21 protein-coding genes are annotated in these 15,928 nt (G+C 55.0%); 9 read left to right on the plus strand and 12 right to left on the minus strand.

The window, feature by feature from the left end; all coding sequences use genetic code 11:
* Window positions 1–26: 26 nt before the first annotated feature.
* The 4 genes from SLH47_RS24685 to SLH47_RS24700 form a co-directional block, all read right to left on the minus strand.
* On the minus strand, window positions 27–974 hold the full coding sequence (locus SLH47_RS24685) for an ATP-binding protein (RefSeq protein WP_320243610.1): 948 nt from the start codon (window positions 972–974) through the stop codon (window positions 27–29).
* Window positions 955–3,222: a hypothetical protein gene (locus SLH47_RS24690; RefSeq protein WP_320243612.1), complete on the minus strand. Its 2,268-nt coding sequence runs from the start codon at window positions 3,220–3,222 to the stop codon at window positions 955–957. Before SLH47_RS24690 ends, SLH47_RS24685 begins: the two co-directional genes overlap by 20 nt.
* The gene (locus SLH47_RS24695) at window positions 3,219–3,953 is read right to left on the minus strand and encodes a hypothetical protein (RefSeq protein ID WP_320243613.1); all 735 of its coding nucleotides are present in this window, start codon (window positions 3,951–3,953) and stop codon (window positions 3,219–3,221) included. The genes SLH47_RS24690 and SLH47_RS24695 overlap by 4 nt, the downstream gene beginning before the upstream one ends.
* A 249-nt stretch (window positions 3,954–4,202) precedes the next feature.
* Window positions 4,203–4,445 (minus strand): helix-turn-helix transcriptional regulator, encoded by a 243-nt coding sequence (locus SLH47_RS24700; RefSeq protein ID WP_320243615.1) that lies wholly within the window; start codon window positions 4,443–4,445, stop codon window positions 4,203–4,205.
* 166 nt (window positions 4,446–4,611) lie between these two features.
* On the opposite strand from SLH47_RS24700, the gene SLH47_RS24705 reads away from it, so the two are divergent.
* Window positions 4,612–5,178, plus strand: coding sequence for a metallophosphoesterase (locus SLH47_RS24705; RefSeq protein ID WP_320243616.1), 567 nt, complete (start codon window positions 4,612–4,614; stop codon window positions 5,176–5,178).
* Complete coding sequence (locus tag SLH47_RS24710; protein WP_320243617.1) at window positions 5,175–5,573, plus strand: hypothetical protein; 399 nt, start codon at window positions 5,175–5,177, stop codon at window positions 5,571–5,573. Before SLH47_RS24705 ends, SLH47_RS24710 begins: the two co-directional genes overlap by 4 nt.
* 907 nt (window positions 5,574–6,480) lie before the next feature.
* Here SLH47_RS24710 and SLH47_RS24715 read toward each other — a convergent pair.
* Together SLH47_RS24715 and SLH47_RS24720 are read right to left on the minus strand one after the other, a co-directional pair.
* Window positions 6,481–7,410, minus strand: coding sequence for a DMT family transporter (locus SLH47_RS24715; protein ID WP_320243618.1), 930 nt, complete (start codon window positions 7,408–7,410; stop codon window positions 6,481–6,483).
* Window positions 7,411–7,421: 11 nt separating this feature from the next.
* On the minus strand, window positions 7,422–8,333 hold the full coding sequence (locus SLH47_RS24720; protein WP_320243619.1) for an SDR family oxidoreductase: 912 nt from the start codon (window positions 8,331–8,333) through the stop codon (window positions 7,422–7,424).
* 107 nt (window positions 8,334–8,440) lie between these two features.
* Here SLH47_RS24720 and SLH47_RS24725 point away from each other — a divergent pair, with 107 nt between their 5' ends.
* Entirely contained in the window at window positions 8,441–9,025 is a 585-nt protein-coding gene (locus SLH47_RS24725) for a CGNR zinc finger domain-containing protein (RefSeq protein WP_320243620.1), read from the plus strand.
* 134 nt (window positions 9,026–9,159) lie between these two features.
* Here SLH47_RS24725 and SLH47_RS24730 read toward each other — a convergent pair whose 3' ends face one another.
* Window positions 9,160–9,435 carry a hypothetical protein gene (locus SLH47_RS24730; RefSeq protein WP_320243621.1) on the minus strand — a complete coding sequence of 92 codons (276 nt, stop codon included), beginning with the start codon at window positions 9,433–9,435 and terminating at the stop codon, window positions 9,160–9,162.
* Between the two features lie 72 nt (window positions 9,436–9,507).
* Between SLH47_RS24730 and SLH47_RS24735 the strand changes: the two genes are divergently transcribed.
* The 3 genes from SLH47_RS24735 to SLH47_RS24745 all read left to right on the plus strand — a co-directional run bounded on the left by SLH47_RS24735 (window position 9,508) and on the right by SLH47_RS24745 (window position 10,744).
* On the plus strand, window positions 9,508–9,954 hold the full coding sequence (locus SLH47_RS24735; RefSeq protein WP_320243623.1) for an SRPBCC family protein: 447 nt from the start codon (window positions 9,508–9,510) through the stop codon (window positions 9,952–9,954).
* On the plus strand, window positions 9,951–10,283 hold the full coding sequence (locus SLH47_RS24740) for a metalloregulator ArsR/SmtB family transcription factor (RefSeq protein WP_320243625.1): 333 nt from the start codon (window positions 9,951–9,953) through the stop codon (window positions 10,281–10,283). Before SLH47_RS24735 ends, SLH47_RS24740 begins: the two co-directional genes overlap by 4 nt.
* A gap of 89 nt (window positions 10,284–10,372) precedes the next feature.
* On the plus strand, window positions 10,373–10,744 hold the full coding sequence (locus tag SLH47_RS24745; RefSeq protein WP_320243627.1) for a hypothetical protein: 372 nt from the start codon (window positions 10,373–10,375) through the stop codon (window positions 10,742–10,744).
* Window positions 10,745–11,039: 295 nt separating this feature from the next.
* Here the strand turns inward: SLH47_RS24745 and SLH47_RS24750 are convergent, their stop codons facing one another.
* On the minus strand, window positions 11,040–11,978 hold the full coding sequence (locus SLH47_RS24750) for a LysR substrate-binding domain-containing protein (RefSeq protein WP_320243629.1): 939 nt from the start codon (window positions 11,976–11,978) through the stop codon (window positions 11,040–11,042).
* Window positions 11,979–11,996: 18 nt separating this feature from the next.
* On the opposite strand from SLH47_RS24750, the gene SLH47_RS24755 reads away from it, so the two are divergent.
* From SLH47_RS24755 to SLH47_RS24765, 3 genes are all read left to right on the plus strand, one after another.
* Entirely contained in the window at window positions 11,997–12,935 is a 939-nt protein-coding gene (locus SLH47_RS24755) for a DMT family transporter (protein ID WP_320243631.1), read from the plus strand.
* Window positions 12,936–13,053: 118 nt separating this feature from the next.
* Window positions 13,054–13,617, plus strand: coding sequence for a dienelactone hydrolase family protein (locus SLH47_RS24760; protein ID WP_320243632.1), 564 nt, complete (start codon window positions 13,054–13,056; stop codon window positions 13,615–13,617).
* Between the two features lie 227 nt (window positions 13,618–13,844).
* Window positions 13,845–14,270, plus strand: coding sequence for a class I SAM-dependent methyltransferase (locus SLH47_RS24765; protein ID WP_320243633.1), 426 nt, complete (start codon window positions 13,845–13,847; stop codon window positions 14,268–14,270).
* A gap of 152 nt (window positions 14,271–14,422) precedes the next feature.
* Here the strand turns inward: SLH47_RS24765 and SLH47_RS24770 are convergent, their stop codons facing one another.
* The 4 genes from SLH47_RS24770 to SLH47_RS24785 form a co-directional block, all read right to left on the minus strand.
* Window positions 14,423–14,767: a hypothetical protein gene (locus SLH47_RS24770; RefSeq protein ID WP_320243634.1), complete on the minus strand. Its 345-nt coding sequence runs from the start codon at window positions 14,765–14,767 to the stop codon at window positions 14,423–14,425.
* 3 nt (window positions 14,768–14,770) lie between these two features.
* Window positions 14,771–15,112, minus strand: a complete 342-nt coding sequence (locus SLH47_RS24775; protein ID WP_320243636.1) for a VOC family protein — start codon at window positions 15,110–15,112, stop codon at window positions 14,771–14,773.
* Between the two features lie 269 nt (window positions 15,113–15,381).
* Window positions 15,382–15,582 carry a hypothetical protein gene (locus SLH47_RS24780; protein ID WP_320243637.1) on the minus strand — a complete coding sequence of 67 codons (201 nt, stop codon included), beginning with the start codon at window positions 15,580–15,582 and terminating at the stop codon, window positions 15,382–15,384.
* The coding region (locus tag SLH47_RS24785; RefSeq protein ID WP_320243639.1) for a DUF899 family protein at window positions 15,575–15,928 on the minus strand (354 nt) is incomplete at its 5' end. The genes SLH47_RS24785 and SLH47_RS24780, both read right to left, overlap by 8 nt.

Here is a 15,928-nt window from a genome sequence, read left to right on the forward strand (position 1 = left end):
GTTCTGCTCGTTTTTTGTTGTCTGATTTAGTCGGTCAGTTGGTCTTCTTTGATGCTGTGAAAGTTGACAGCGATGAATGGATTGAGGGCCGGCACGCAGTCTTCGCGGGCGACATAGGCGTCTTGGAAGTGCTGGATCTGGAGTTCGTTGGAGCCTGAGGAAATCGCTCTGAAGAGTCCCCTTCGGCACCATAATGAGACAATCCCAAACGAATACATGCCTGCATGCATGAGGCGGCTGGCAAACTCTTCGGTCATAACACTGTCATGCATAGTGACATCGACGGTATGGCAATAGGTCTCGAGGATCTGCATTCCCACGGCCAAATCAACGGAAGGGTCGAGGCTGCGCATTTTGATTTTGATGTAGCGCCGGTCCAACTGCGTATCTGAATTCAGGACCTCTTCGAACTCCGGCATGCCGACGAGTATCGGCATGAAACGATGACCACCGGGCTGTACGATGGATTTCAGATATGCCTGAAGATCTTTGCGGTCTTGAGGGCCCGCTGCGCGGACATGCTGGATTTCGTCAAGGATCAGAACACGCGTTTCTAGTTCCGCCATATAATCGCACGCCTTCGACCATAGTGTCTTGGCAGAGCCAGTTGAGCCGGTCCAGCCGTATGCCTGCAAGACTGCTTGAGCGAGATCACGCAGCGAGGCTTTGCCGCTGAGCGCACATTCCAGAAAGGGTCGATGTGGATCGCCTGTTACCGTTTCGAAGAGACCAAGACCAATCAGTGCGCGGATCACGCTTGCCGTCTTCCCACTTCCGGATTTACCGAGGATCGCGAGTGCGGGGGCATCAAAACGAGATCCGGATTTCAGTGAATATTCAAACTCGGCGTATGCATCAACGATCGCAGATTTGATGCGCGCTGAGTCTCGTCGATCAAACCAAATCTCCTCAAGCCTTTGGTTCTGCGCCAATGCGTGTTGTCGAAGCGCGATATTAGTCATCGGTGCGTCCATCGTGCCACCAGCGTTTGATGGGCTTGCTGTGCGGCGGTTTGTCTTCGTGCGCCGATAGGTCGTCCTGCCTGGTCTCGCTCTCGGGTGGAGCCGCGGTGGTTTGAGGAGTCATGGGGGGCACGTCGCGCTCGTTAGGCGATGCGACATCGTTCTGATTGGCTTCGTCGTGGCACTTCCGTGAAGCACGAGGGTTGCGTTTTGGACCGCCGATGACGTAGCCGATGCCTGTTTCTGCCAAAGGAAGATCGGCCAGCTTCGATGGCCTGTCGTCGACAACGGACAAGCCCCAGTACAGCTCACGATCGAAGCGTTCGAGATCCTCGGACGTATACATCTGGGGCAAAACGCCCATTATTTCCTGGATCTCGTTTGAGCGTCTGCGCATGTCAGACAACGCGGTGAATATGGCGGACATCTTGATCTCAGCTTGCGAGGAGTAGCGCTTGCGCAGGATTTTTCCGACCTCAATCCAGTCCACGAGTTTGATTTTGTGAAAGTTCTCGATGCTGCAGTTCACATCAAGCCAGTGATCATTGTTCCAGACGCTGATCGTCCCTAGATCTTCAGGGTCGACGTAAAATGCGCGCTTGTTTGTCCCGGCTTCTTTTCTGATTTTCTGAAGTTCTTCGCAGTTTCCGCCGTAGTGAATACCGAGGAAACAAATGCCGCGTGCTGTTATTTTGCGTTCTTGTCGGATACCGAAAGCGCGGCGACGCGTGGGTGGTGGGAGCTTGGGGGGCAAGCCGGTTGTTCCACCGATCCTTTCCAGCGCATCTGCCGGTGACTCGCCAAATAATCCGCTGTGCTTGGTTTGGTTATAGACATCGACGATAAATCTAATGAAGAGCAGAGCAAGATGGTCGTCCGTTAGAACGGCGCGCCCTTCCGTGTCGTAGTCTCCGCGTACTTGCGGATTTCGAAATGTCTGGCCGGGGAAGTAGGGCATGGCACGATCAGTGAACGTTCCGAAGACTCGTTCCATCACGTGGCGCAACTGCGGCTGACCAACTTGAGGGTAGCCATATGTCGCGCCGGCAGTTTCCACAGCACGCTGAGTTAGTTCAGCCCGAAATGCCGGGCCAGTATCTGTTTCTAACGACTCGAACGAAAACCCGCGCCATTCAAAGTGACAACCGGCCGCTCGTGCGATGTCGCTCTTGTTTTCGGTTGCCATCCGCAACGCACGAACGGCGGCTTCGGGGTTCTGTGTCGCTGATAAAACAAACCCGACGATGTATCTGGTTGCTACATCAATGACGACGTATAGCCATCGGCGTCCTTTTTCCATTGCTTTGATGGCGTCGACTGTTTCCTGGTCGAGGCCGGGGCGAATGGCGCCAGTCAGCAGGATGTTGCGGACATCGTCTTCCCACTCATCCACCATGAACGTTTGCCCCGCGCGGGTTGCACGTTCAGTCTTGCCGACACCGGCATATTTGCGGATCGCGAATTTCTTGCCCTTACGTCCAAGATCGATTGCGTAGCCGCCAAAGTTGTCGACCCATTCATGAAGAGCGGTCCGACGTCTAGTTTGGAGAAGGTGTTCGCCAGATTCTCGGCGCCTCTTGTTCTCCAGCTTGAGGGCGATAATCGTCTTCTCCACAACTTCGTTTTTGCTGTGACGATCTTGCGTGAGGTATTCGCGTAGCCTTTCGATTATGAAGACATAACTTTCTTGATCGATGTTCAGCCCTGTGGCGCGGCCGCGTTTGTCGACCAGGACATCGATACGACCATCGGCGTCATTGACCGTTCGACGCCACTTCAAAATTGCCGATGCGGACGGTGTTGCACCGAGACTGGCGTCCTGTGAGCAGTAGTATTGCTTTCCAAATTCGCCGCAGAATGCGCGCCATTCCTTGGTCGCCTCAAGATGAATTCGGTAGTAGTTGCTGATGACGTTGACTGGCGTCAGCTTGACCAAACCTTGCGCATACAACCTGTTCAGCGCACAAACGAAGAACCAACGGTACAGCAGTAATTTGCGTTGTTTCGCAGTGAGCTCCCAGACGAAAACGAGAGGATCTGGCGCCCTTTGGGGGTCGGATGTTTTTCTGGGTCGCCGTTTGCAGTCCCAACGATCGCCGCCGACGATTTCGTCCAGTTCCTCCCAACCAAACCACTCAAGTGCGCCAGATCCGTCTTCCCGGCGAAAGCAAGCTTGGCGATCATCGCTGATCTCAAAATGATAGGGAACACGATCAATATAGTACAAGTCAGCGGGGCTGAAGTTGATCTTGGGTATCATTGGAGCCGCCGCACCCTGGTAAACAGATCGATGCGCCCTGGGCTCAGTTTTTCAAGGCGGCCCTCGAACATGCCTTGAACTATCACACGAAATGCGCGCCCCCCGGCGCGGCAGCGTTCTGCTAATGCACAGATCGTCGTCTCGCCTGAAGTAGAGGCAAGGACTTCCGACAAACGTTCTTCAACGGCTTCGTCACGACAAATTGCAAACCGATGATACATCACGGCGTTGAATGCATCAGCCCGGGAAAAGCAAACTTCGGTAACCAACCGAACTTCATCGGCGATATCTGACGACATCGTCTTTTGAATAGATTCGAGCTCCCGGATGAATCTGCCTGACTTCAGCCGCTCCGTTGGCTTTACGGCTATGCCAACGCGATGGCCATCCGCTTTGGTGACGAGGAGATCGAAGTAGTGCTTCCCAGGGTGACCGTCTGGCTGAACGAAAGAAACTGGCCCAAACTGCTCATGCACTTGCACGGTGTCAGGCGCCAATAGTGTCAGCGCAAGATTGTGGTATTCAACCTGACTGTCAGCGCCATACTTGCGCGGGCGGCCTGTTTCTGGGTCTAGCCAGACCGGAAATATCCTTGATGATCCCCGCGAACGCGGGTTGATCTTCCGGTGACCGCGATAGGGTAGCGGCACAAATTCAGGCATTTCAAGGTCGCCAAAATCATTCTCGAATGGTTCGGTTGGCCCGAATGCCCGTTGGAACGCCTCCGGCATTCCACAAAGGTCAACGGAGGCAGTTTGGACCCCTTCCGGCGTGAGGTGGTCATCTGTCATGTTCATAGCAATGCATCCCTGTTTCCGAACGCAACCGCGTCGGATTTTGCGCACAAGCGACCAGTCGCTTGTGCGAGTCTGTTGACTTTCAAATTGTGAGGTGGGATGAATAAGGCGTCTTACGGCAGGGGCCTGTTCGCGATTGCGGCGGGCCTTTGCTTATTCAAGGATACCTCAGAGACAACTAGTTCATGCGGCGTCCTCCTTTGATGACAGTTTTTGTCGCACAACATCATCGGATTTAGACGACGTCGGTGAATCCAGTATTTCGAAGATAGCGTTCATGATTGGAGCGCTCTTTCTGCGCCCATTAATGACCATGCTGATCGTTGACGGATGGCAGTCCAGTCTCTCGGCTAGAAGCTTCAACGTGAGGTCTGCTTCAGAGCGAAGCCTATACTTGATCAGCGCCGCATCAGGTTTTTGATCCATTCAATCCTCCTGATCCACAAAAGTGGATTGGGTGGCAGTTTGATTCGGAAGGGTTTGTGGGTCAAGCTCTCAATGAGCTTGACGAACGCCTCTTTGTATGCATAATTACTGTTCTAAATCAATATGTTAGAGTTAATTATCAATTCAATATTTGACTTTGTGGCACATGGCAATCTGGTACACAGCTGATCCGCACTTCATGCATGAGAACGTGATCTCATTCTGCGATCGTCCGTTCAGATCGGTCCATGAAATGGATGCCGTCCTGCTGGAAAACATGCACGCTGTTGTCAAACCGGAAGATGAGCTTTGGGTTGTCGGCGACTTTGCATTCGGGCCCAAAGCCAAAGATGAAGCAAAGCTCGCTAAGATCTTCGAGCAATTGCCTGGAGCGAAAAAACACCTGGTCGTCGGCAACCATGACCTTGCGCCCACATTGGCGCTGCCGTGGGACAGCGTTCATCACTTGGCGGAAGTCAGAGACGGCCCGCACCGACAAGCACATACCCTGTGCCACTATCCGATGATCACCTGGAACCACGCCCGGCGGCAGGCGCTGCATATGTTTGGCCATGTCCATAACAACTGGTTGGGCTCCCGCAATGCCATCAATGTCGGCGTCGATGTCTGGGATTTCATGCCGGTTTCGTTTGAGCAGGTCGCGGAGCGCGCCGCCGAACTGCCGCCAAACAAACACCTTGTCGATGTCGAACCGGGGGGTGCGGAGAGATGACAAAAGAAAAGATGTATCCGCTCTCAGACTATCCCGTCCTGAAGAGGATGTCGGAGCGCACATCGCGCGACACTGAGCTCGATATCGAGGACGTCAAGTTTTTCTACGAGATGGTTGCAACCGATGATGACCGGGCCGACATGGACGAACATGAACGAGGCTTCTCAGAGGCCGTGTTGGCCAGCCGCCACCGACAGAGTCCGCCACCAACTGTTCCTTTCAAAGCGATATGTCCCCATTGCTCGGATGTGATCATAAGCTGGCACGCATCATGCATTGACGTGCCGAGAGGCGAAACGCGTGGCATTGCTTACTGCGGATGTGGACGAACCGCCGCCGATAGCTCCGACATGGACGGAATGGGCCGCATGATCGAAGTGCGCCAGAAAGATTGACGGCGTGATGAACAGGCCGTTCTAAAGCCGTGGCTGATGAGCGGATTGAAGACGCCTGAAAATGAGTAGCTTCGACAACCCGTCCGGCTCCCATCGACCGTTTTTTGTGCGTCTTGATCTGCTACTGGATCCTAGAAATCCAACAGATACAGTTGGTGAGAGCCGGACAGGTCTTTTTAGTTACCAATAGTGCTCATGGGGTTTGCGGTTCAAAGGCCACGCCATATTATCTGGATCGCTGCCTTTCAGCACTTCTCGCGTTAGCTTGTTTTCTTCACGTCGGCGAGGGCGCGTGTGGTATAATTTGTCGTGCCAACGCGGCCAGTTTCCAAGCCAAAGCACCTCATCAGAGGTAAGCTTGAGGCGGCGCTCAAGCCCCTTGCTCGAATAGCCTGCCTTGCGCCCAGCTAGACGAGATCGTTTTCGTTTGTAATGGGCCATAACGTGGCCTTTCATGCAGTTTCGTCACTACATGGCGTTCTCCAATTCTGTGGTTCAGGTTTTCACCGCTGGCCGTCTAGCGAGCAGCCGCTCTAGATATGACTTCGTACAACGTCGCGCAAGAGAAATTCTCACGCTGACTGAACCCCTCATTCGCTTAGCGCACTTTGTCTCGGCTAAGTCGCGAACTTTCATAGCGTATGAGACATGGAAACATGTTGCATAAAACGGGCAACTTGTTTCCACTCATCCAGGATCATCAGTTTCGCATCACGCTCTTCGCTGCAATTCGCATGGCTTGATGGGTTGGCTCCCTGGTCCTTTGCCGTCATCTTCGAAATCATGGGATTTGGCGTTTTCATCCACCGAACTGACTCCATTTACGACGACGTGCCGTCGGAGCGATATCAGTTTCCAAAACAGTACCTGACCCGCGTTGCCGATATTCTAGATCGGCGGTTGAATGTCAGCTCTCGGTTCGCGACCCCAGCGGCAACGGCTTCAGTGGCTGCCGAGGCTCTTTGCCAAGTCGGGTTTGACCGTTAAGCAAGAGATACCCGGCGAACACAATCAAAGCGGCGCCGACGATTGTGAGGCCGTGTGGTACTTCATTGAACGCAAAATAGCCGATAACAGCTGCTCCAATGAGTTCCAGGTAAACCAGTGGCGACAAGGATGACACATCGGCATATCGAAAGGCGGCAATCGCCAGGGCGTGACTGACCGCAGAAAGTGCACCCAGACCAAGAAAAAACCTCAGATCTTCCCATGTCGGTGTGGACCAGGACAGGAGGGCTTGGGGTGTCAGAAACATCGTCCCTACGACACATTGAAACGCCAGCGTTTCGATCGGATCGCTGGCTGTTGACGCATGCCGTGTGGCAACGAGATAGAGCGCAAAGAACAGACCGGCGCCGAGTGCCAGGAGGATGCCCGGCTCGATCACCGTTCCGGGCCGCAGGATGATGATCGCGCCGGCGAAGCCGAGGACAAGGCTAGCAAATCTCCGGCGCGTTAAGCGTTCCTTCAAAAGGATAACGGAAAGGGCGACCGCAATGATGGGTCCAACAAAGTAGGCACTGACCGCCGTCGCCAGCGGAATGCGCGCGATCGCAAGAAAGTAGAGCGTCATCGCCGCAACAAGACAGACCGTTCGCGCCACATGCGACATTTGGCGTTCCCTCGGGAAGAACTGCCGACCTCGCAAGATCGCGGCCGCCGGAAGAACGATAGTGCTGGCAACTATGTAGCGTGCCCAAGACAGGAAGAGCGGCGAGTAATCGGCACTGAGATGTTTGGCGATCCCGTCCACGACTGGAATCAAGAGCATCGCAAGCGCCATGAGCACGACGCCCTTTACCGGCTGACCGGAAACTGCCGACCCGACGGGTGCCACCCTTGCCGCTCCTACCGATACCCGGTCGTGTCGGCAGGTTTGCCTGCATCCTGCACTTCCGGGACGTATCGCCAGGCATCCGGCTGACTGCCATCTATGTCGGTGAAGCCGTAGACCTGCGCCAGACCGCCGCTCGAAAGCGACTGGCCGTTCCACCGCGCACGCTCGGGGTCGGCTGCCAAGGCAGCAACGGCCCGACCGACATATGCCGGGCTTTCGGAAATCGCAAAATGCGGTGACTTGGCAGTTGCATCCCGCCAGGTCGCCTCTGTCACATCGTAGGCATCCAGCATGGCCTCGGACCGTAGCCAGCCCGGCGTCAATGCCACCGCCGTTCCACCATGGGATTCCAGTTCGTGGGCCAGAGAAAATGCCATGCGGTTCACGGCTGCTTTGGCAAGATCGAAGAAGAACGACACGCGATAGTTGGCTGCGTTGTATTCGTCGGTGCCGTCGGTCACTTCGACAACCAGACCACCCGGCCGCTCGATCAGCAAGGGCAACGCAAAATGCCCGGTAATAGCGTGGGTATCGACGGCCAGCCGCAGAGTTCGCAAACCGTAGTCTAGATCACTCTCCCAAAGCGTTTTGTTCCATTCCATCCGGGTCGCCCCCCAGATATCGTTGACCAGAATGTCCAGTTGACCCTGTTCTGACCGGATCCTGTCAACCAGTGCCCTTACCTCAGAGGGGATGAGATGATCGACCCTGACGGCAATGCCGACGCCACCGGCTTGATCGACAAGTGCTGCGGTTTCCTCGATGGTTTCGGGCCGGTCCATCTCGGATCGGCTTTCAGTTGTCGAACGTCCCGTAACATAGACCGTGGCCCCGGCACGCCCCAACTCTGTCGCGATCCCTCTGCCTGCGCCGCGTGTTCCGCCGGCCACCAAGGCAACTTTGTTTCTCAGGGGCTTTTCCATGTCTTGCTCTCCTCCACGGTCGGTTCTAGCATGTTGCGTTGTGGGGTGGTTACTATCATTAAGCATTTTGATAGACACAGGGTATATATCCACGAGTTACTGGTCAAATGAAATTAGACAGTTACATAGATGCAGGCACTCTCGCGTCCGTTGAATTCGCAAACAAGCTGACGCCCGGCTATGCCAACGGAAAGCCCGTCGCCGAGATCGATGTGCTGCAAGCCGTCCGGGAGGTCGTTGCGATAGATCCTCCTTCTGTCGCGGCCGTGTCCGAGAATGACGCAGACGGTTTTGTGGCGTTGGCAGAACGACTGCGCGCGATATTCGTCGATATTGACCGAGGCGACATTGATGACGCAGCAGAATTGCTGAACAATATCCTGTTGGAGCACCCAGCGACCCCCTATCTGGCAAAGGAAGAGGGGGTCTGGCACCTTCACCACCATCCGGCGAATGCTGCCGTTCTGCCAATGTGGACCGCAATTTGTGCTGAGGGACTTGCCCGGATGATCGGAACGCAGAATGCGCATCGTCTTGGCATCTGTATGGCGGATAACTGCGACCGGGTTTTTGCAGACACATCAAAAAACGCCACCCGACGGTTTTGCTCGTCAGCCTGTCAGAACCGTACCAAGACGGCTGCGTTCCGCGCCAGAAAACGCGACGCGGAGGCAAACGAAAGCAAAAGCTGATATGCGGCTGCATTCGACCGCGAACCTGCCACCCAGTCATTGAGGGCAAGATGCGGCAACTCGCTCGACTTGCCAAAGGCTATGCTTAGCGGCTGAAATAGCCGACACATTCGCAGATCGAACGACCGCTTTACTCACTCTATCGGAGTGCCGTCCTTGCGGACAAATCGACCATTGGAGTTTGCACTCATCATGTCGATATCCGAACAGGTCGTCAGGTCTTCCGGCTGTCGTGAGCCGATTTCAAGATAAGTCGCGACCTGATCCGACCGGTTGATCAAGTGATGGCCGTTCCCGGTCGCTTTTGGAAACGCCGCGCAGTCACCGGCACGAAGCATCGTCTCGCCCTCGTCCTTTGCAGCAGTTGGTTTGGTGAAAGTGAACGTCGGCTTCCCATCCTGCAAACGCATAGATGCACAACGCGCAACCCAGAGGTTGCGTAAAGAAGTGAAGCGTGGCAATGTGCAACCAAGGAGTTGCGCATGGAAGATGAAATCGTAAGAACCATTGATCTCAATGCGCCCGTTCAGAGGGTATGGAAGGCCTTGACCGACCATGAGGAATTTGGTGCGTGGTTCCGTCTCTCGCTTCACGGGCCTTTCAAGCTTGGGGAATTGACCTCCGGTGAAACCAGATATCCCGGGCATGAAGGTCTGCCGTTCTGGGCGAAGGTCGTCGCTATTGACGAGCCTCGGCTCTTCAGTTTTGTCTGGCCAATGGACGAGAGCATCCAACCGGATGATCCCGATCTCGAGCAGAAGACGACATTGGTCGAATTCAATCTTGAGCCGACCGCGATAGGTTCAAAACTCACCGTACGCGAAAGTGGCTTTAATACCCTACCTGAAAACCGGCGGCTCCAAGCATTCCGCGACAATCAGGGCGGTTGGGATCAGCAGACTTCAAATATCAAAAGGTTCGTGGAATGACGTCCGAGCGTAATCCTGTGCAGCCTGATCTGGCGACAACCTTTGCCGCCCTTGGTGATCCTCGCCGTTTGGCGATTGTTACCCGACTACAGCAACAGGACGCGCTTTCGATCTCGGCGCTTTGTGAGGGAACAGACGTTTCCCGTCAGGCGATCAGTAAACACCTTAAGACACTGGCGGAAGCACAACTCGTGTCGTCAGAAAGAACCGGGCGAGAGACACGATTTAGTCTGGAACCGGCGCGCCTCCGCGCAGCGACCGCTTTCCTCAATCAAGTGGCATTGAAGTGGGACGATGCGCTGAATCGGCTGAAATCACATTTGGAATGAGACGTGCTGTGGGGCATGACGCAAGTCGATCAGTTTCGAGCGCATCCCCTTATCCACTCGCACAAAAGTAAACGGAGAGGAGTGTAGACATGGCCGTAAAGTTCTCTGGCGGAAAAAACATCGCGATGAAAGTGCCGCCCAATCAATACGATCAGACTGTCGGGTTCTACAGAGACACCTTGGGACTGGAGGAGATCGGAGGCCCATCAGGGGAGGCAGTTGGGTTCAAGTTTGGAGCGAACAACCTGTGGATCGACAAGGTCACTGCGATGAGTCAGGCCGAGATATGGCTTGAGATCGTAACCGACGATACGGATAAAGCAGCTAAAGCCTTGGATGTGGCTGGTGTAGCGCGGCGCGATGAAATCGAAGACCTTGGTGAGAGCTTCGACGGATTTTGGATTTCAAGCCCGGCTTCGATCATCCATCTTGTCGACGCGAAGGCGGGGTCATGGGAATAGTCGGCTCAGTTGCAGTAAAGCCGTCGTTCACGGCGTGGCGACAGCTCAGAAGTAAAGGGCTCTTCTGACACATTTGCAGTCGTCAAGCGAAACTGGAGCCTACGATACAGTCGCGTCCCTTTCCAAAGCGGAACCTACCGACTTAGACTCAGCCTTTCGATCGCTTATCCGAGGTTGCGAGCTTAGTCGGCTACAAATCTGAAAGCGCGTTTAGCGCAGCATTCAAGAGGCTGATGCGTTGTCCACTAAACCAATACGCGGCAACTTCTCGGAGCACCAACTGACCACAATTGTCTTACTTGGCGGCGAGCATGGTCTGCAGCGTGTCCGCAAACTCAAGCACACGCGGTCTGTCCTCGTCGTTGGCAGTAACAACCCAGTGCCTTCGCAAATTGGGTATCGGTGCTGAGTCTACGACGACAAATGGCTTTGGGACGTCGTTCCCTCGGAGGCGTAGCAGTAGAGCCCCCAATCCACGCTCTGCCGCTGCAAGCGCAACATCGTAATCTTCAAATCGCAGATCACTGGGCTTCAGTTGGTAGGAAAGACCGTGCTTCTTGAACCACCTTCGCCAATCGGCTGCATCGCTATCGTGAATGAGTGGCATCCTGGCGACGTCTCCTGGCTCGAGCGGCCGGCCATCATGGAAATCGGCGTGTGCCACAGCGACAAGGTCCTCTTTTCCCAGAGGACGGGCTGTCACGCCGTCCCAACGTCCACCGCCGTACCGAACTGCAACGTCATATTCGCCGTTACCAAGCGAGACGGGCCTATGAGACGTTGAAATCTCGACCCGCCAACGGGGTTTTCCTGATGTGGATTCCAGCAACTCTGCGAGCACTGGTATCAGGTGTAGGCGGGCAAAGGATGGAAGTACGCTGAGGGCAATCCGTATCGGAGCGTGGTTGGGCCGCCAACGATCCGCTGCGCCTTCTAATGCTGCGAACACGTCATCCGTCACCTTTGAAAAGCGTTGTCCAGCTGGCGTCATTTGAACACCTCGACTTGTACGCTCAAACACCTTGCTGCCAAGCCATGCTTCCAATGTCGCGACGCGGCGCAGAATAGTCGCGTGATTAGCGCCTTCCGCGCGGGCCGCTGCCGCAAAGGAACCAAGATCACGAGTGCGACGAAACGCTATCAGCGCTTCACTCGGGGGCAATGAGGGACGGTCATACCTGTGCGTCATATGCACATCTGAATACTTATCTGCATTCGATGCAAGGCGCTTCAAACGCGTTATAAGGCAGGCATGACAACGCGGTATGCATTTCCCACATCGAACAATCGGACGCAATTCACTCAATCATCGCCAACCGCATTGCTGTGCGCGGCCGCGACGATCCTGTTTTGGGCCGGTTCTTTTCCGGCCATAACCGTTGCCTTGCTAAGCTTCTCCCCACTACCACTTGCTGCGTTGCGATTTGGGTTGGCGAGCGTCACGTTGGGCGCTGTCATTGGCGTGGTTGTCATTCGCGCGCAAGAACGAAACGTCTGGCTTCGCCCAACGTTTCGCGACCTCGTCTGGTTGGCCTTATGCGGTCTCCTTGGGATTGCGATCTACAACTGGCTCCTGAACACAGGTCAGCAGACCGTCAGCCCCGCCGCCGCAAGCTTGTTGATTGCGTGCCAGCCAGTCTTTGCGGCGCTTGTCGGAACCCAGGTTTTTGGCGAAACCTTCAGCCGTCAGGCATGGATTGGAACCGGCGTTTGCCTTGCCGGGGCCCTTGTTCTGTCGTTGGGACAACCAGGCGGTATGACCTTCGGCGGAGGATCGCTGCTCGTGCTGCTGGCCGCCATTTGTTCAGGTTCGTTTTTTGCCCTTCAGCGCCCATTGGCAGCGCGATACGGGGCACTCTCAAGCGCATTTGCTGTGCTTCTACTCGGAGCAGTTTGGCTGTCCCCGTGGATAGGATCCGGCCTCCAGGAACTCGCAGACGCGTCGGCGGGTTCAATTGTTGCCTTGGTCTTTCTCGGAACGCTCCCAGGCGCACTGGCTTACGTGACTTGGATGGTGGCTATTCGGGATCTTGGCGCGGCGAGAGCATCAAACCTGCTTTTCTTTATGGCGCCAACGGCCGCGCTTTTGGCCATACCCGTAACAGGCGCGTGGCCCAATGCTGCGACTTGGATTGGCGGCGCTATTGCTATGTTCGGCGTTCTCGTCGTTCACAGAACCAAACCAACGTAGCGTCTAGGGGTGCCAGTTTCCGCCCAGTTGCGGCTTCTGTCGACAAACTTCGATGACGCTCAGCATCTATGAGTATACCGTAGAACAAATAAAGAACAAATTGAAAAGGAGAATCCAAATGGCAAGCATCATACTCTATCATTCGGTTTTGGGCTTGCGCCCGGTTGAGAAGGCGCTCGCTGCTGAATGGCGCAATGCCGGTCATGCAGTGGCTACACCGGACCTTTTTGATGGCCGTACCGCGGAGACCTATGACGGCGGTTTCGCAATTCTCAATGACATCGGTCTAAAGACTGTCACAGAACGCGCTTTGGCTGCGGCCGATGAACAACCTGACAATCTAGTTCTCGCGGGGGTTTCGATGGGTGCTGGAATGGCGTCCCGCGCCTGGTCCGCAAAGCCTGGTGCCAGCGGTGTCCTCTTTATTGCCGGACCGGCTCCCTGGCCAGAAATGGTCTCTGGCACACCCGTGCAGATGCACGCAGCGCGCCCTGAGCCCTTTGACGGAGAAGAGGTGTTTGACGAATGGCGCTCCGAAAACCCTGGAGCGCGACTGGAAGAGTTTCGCTATGACGACGTCGGGCACTACTTCTTGGATGCGAGCCTTCCGGATTACTCAGAGGCCGCGAGCAAGGCGTGCCGACAACGGTGCCTGGAGTTTCTCGCAACCCTCCAAACATAGGACTCAAGATTTTTTGCTTTTGAGACCAACAGCTGTAAGCAACCGTCTCGTCCAACTAAGAACCGAGCAAGGGAGCGTGTGCAATACTGCGTTGGCAGCACAGCGATCTCTCATTCAGCCCGCGGCGAAGCATTATGCAACGGACTATAGTCACGCTTGTTGAACTGATACTAAGCGTCGAGACTGCTCTTGATGTTGCCTGACAATAGATAGGGATGTGACCTGCCATGACGGCAAAACCATCAACCCGACTACTCGATTTTGTCGGCGCATTGCCGCTGCTGCCCGGAATGCGGGTTTTGGAAATTGGTTGCGGACCAGGTGTTGCGGCACGTGAGGTGACACGTAAGGTCGCGGATGGGTTTGTTCTTGCTATCGACCGGTCAGCGAAGGCCATTGCGCTGGCTCAAAGGGGCAGTCAGGCGGAGATTGACGCTGGAGTACTAGAGTTCCGGATCATGTCGGCCGAGAACTTGGAGCTCCGCGCTGGAGAGGAAAAGTTTGATCTGGCGTTTGCGATGCGGGTTGGTGCATTCGATGGGCGACATCCCGACAAGGGCGAGGCAGCTCTTGAAAGACTCCGGCATGTGATGAAACCGAGTGGACGGTTTTACATCGACACAGGTGATCCGCTTCATGAGGTCTCGCTCTAGGCGCATGTTCTGATCATGGGTGAGTGCGAATGGCGGAAAGAAACCATGATTGACGGTGCAATCTCTCGCTACACGCGTCCTTAGCGGAAAAAATGCAGACGGCGCTATCAATGATCATACGTCAACCGATGACCGCTTTTTTGGGGCCACCCTTACGTCTTTCCCTGGTCAAATTCGGCGATCGCTCGCTTTGTGGCGGAGCTGCGCCACCTCCTTTCTAGAATAGTCTGAACCTCCGGTGGGGAGATACTCTCAAGGCGAGCTAACACGATATCGTAACTCTTGTAGTGGTCTTCGACAAAGAAAGTTCGCGGTGACGCCTCAATCAGCATTTCTCGTTCTTCCGGCGGAACATCCAGAAAGACGATGCTATCGTCTTGTAGTCTGTTCCGTGTCAGGAGGCGCTTACGAACCTTCAGAGACGGCTCACCATATGATATACCCTCGGCAACTTCTGGCCATTTGAGCGCAATCTCGACGACATCCTGCCACCGCATGGATCACTCCTGATAGCTTTCCTGGGTTGAAATCCACCAAACACCGCCATTGCCGTCGGCTACGCCACCACGGTAGTCGCCATCGCCCGACCGCGTCATTTCCTGCACAATGCGGCCACCGGCCTGGATCGCCCGTTCAAACACCGCATCTGCGTCTGCGACGTAGACATGAACATTTGCCTCTCCCGCCTCCGGCATCTCGCCCATCATTATGACAGTGTCATCAATTCGCGCTTCCGCATGTGCAATGCCAGAGCCTTCTTCTCTCGCATGTACACGCAGTCTAGCTGCTCCAAACACAGCCTCGAGGAACTGCAAAGTCGCTTCAGCGTCCTTGACAATCAAGTAAGGGCTAACCGTCGAATAGTTTTTAGGTTTCCAATGCATAGGCTAATTTATCACCTTTTGGAGCGTTTGAAAGATCTCGGAGCCTCTTGCGGTCCGCTAACAACCGTCCGCGCGAGGAAAGCGACATCACCCATGGTCTTGAGATGCAAGAAGCGTTCATGGGCGCACTGCGGTAAGGACGCTTAGGGCAACCATACCTACGTGAAAGTGCTAGGCCGTCCATTCGCATAGAGCAGCGTATCCAAGCGCGCGATCATATCGATTGTTCATTGATCAAGATCGCTTGACCACTCCGGGATGAGTGGTTCACGGCCCGGACCATTGATGTAGCCATCAACACTTTGAATCATCGGCAATACCAGTTTACGCATTTTGCCCATACCCTTTGTCTGTTTGATCAGCTTGAATTCGGCTTCGCTGTGCGAGTCGGGCCCATGCATACGTAAAGCGGGCAAAGACCTATCCATACGTTGGTTCTTGCGGCCAACCTTCCGGTGAATCCTCGAAATCCTGTTGCCTACCCCAGACGGTCATGTCGAGCATGTAGTGGGCGCCACCGAATTGCTCGCATCCCCGCGCATAGGTTGAATAGGTGTGGAAGACCTCGTCACGGCGCCGCAGGAATGTCGAAAATCCAGGCAGTTCGACGCTTTCTCCCTCTTTTGGTGCCCAACCTGCGCCCGCCATTTCTTTCTCATTTTTGTAGTTGTAGCCTATTGGTGCCCTGTTTCGGTCCAGCGTGACGCCGAGATCATAGTTGAAGTCGCTGCCAAAGGACGACACCCAGGGGAATGTCCAGCCACGCTTGGCCTT

The organism is Cognatiyoonia sp. IB215182 (assembly GCF_033963905.1).
Taxonomy (GTDB): domain Bacteria; phylum Pseudomonadota; class Alphaproteobacteria; order Rhodobacterales; family Rhodobacteraceae; genus Yoonia.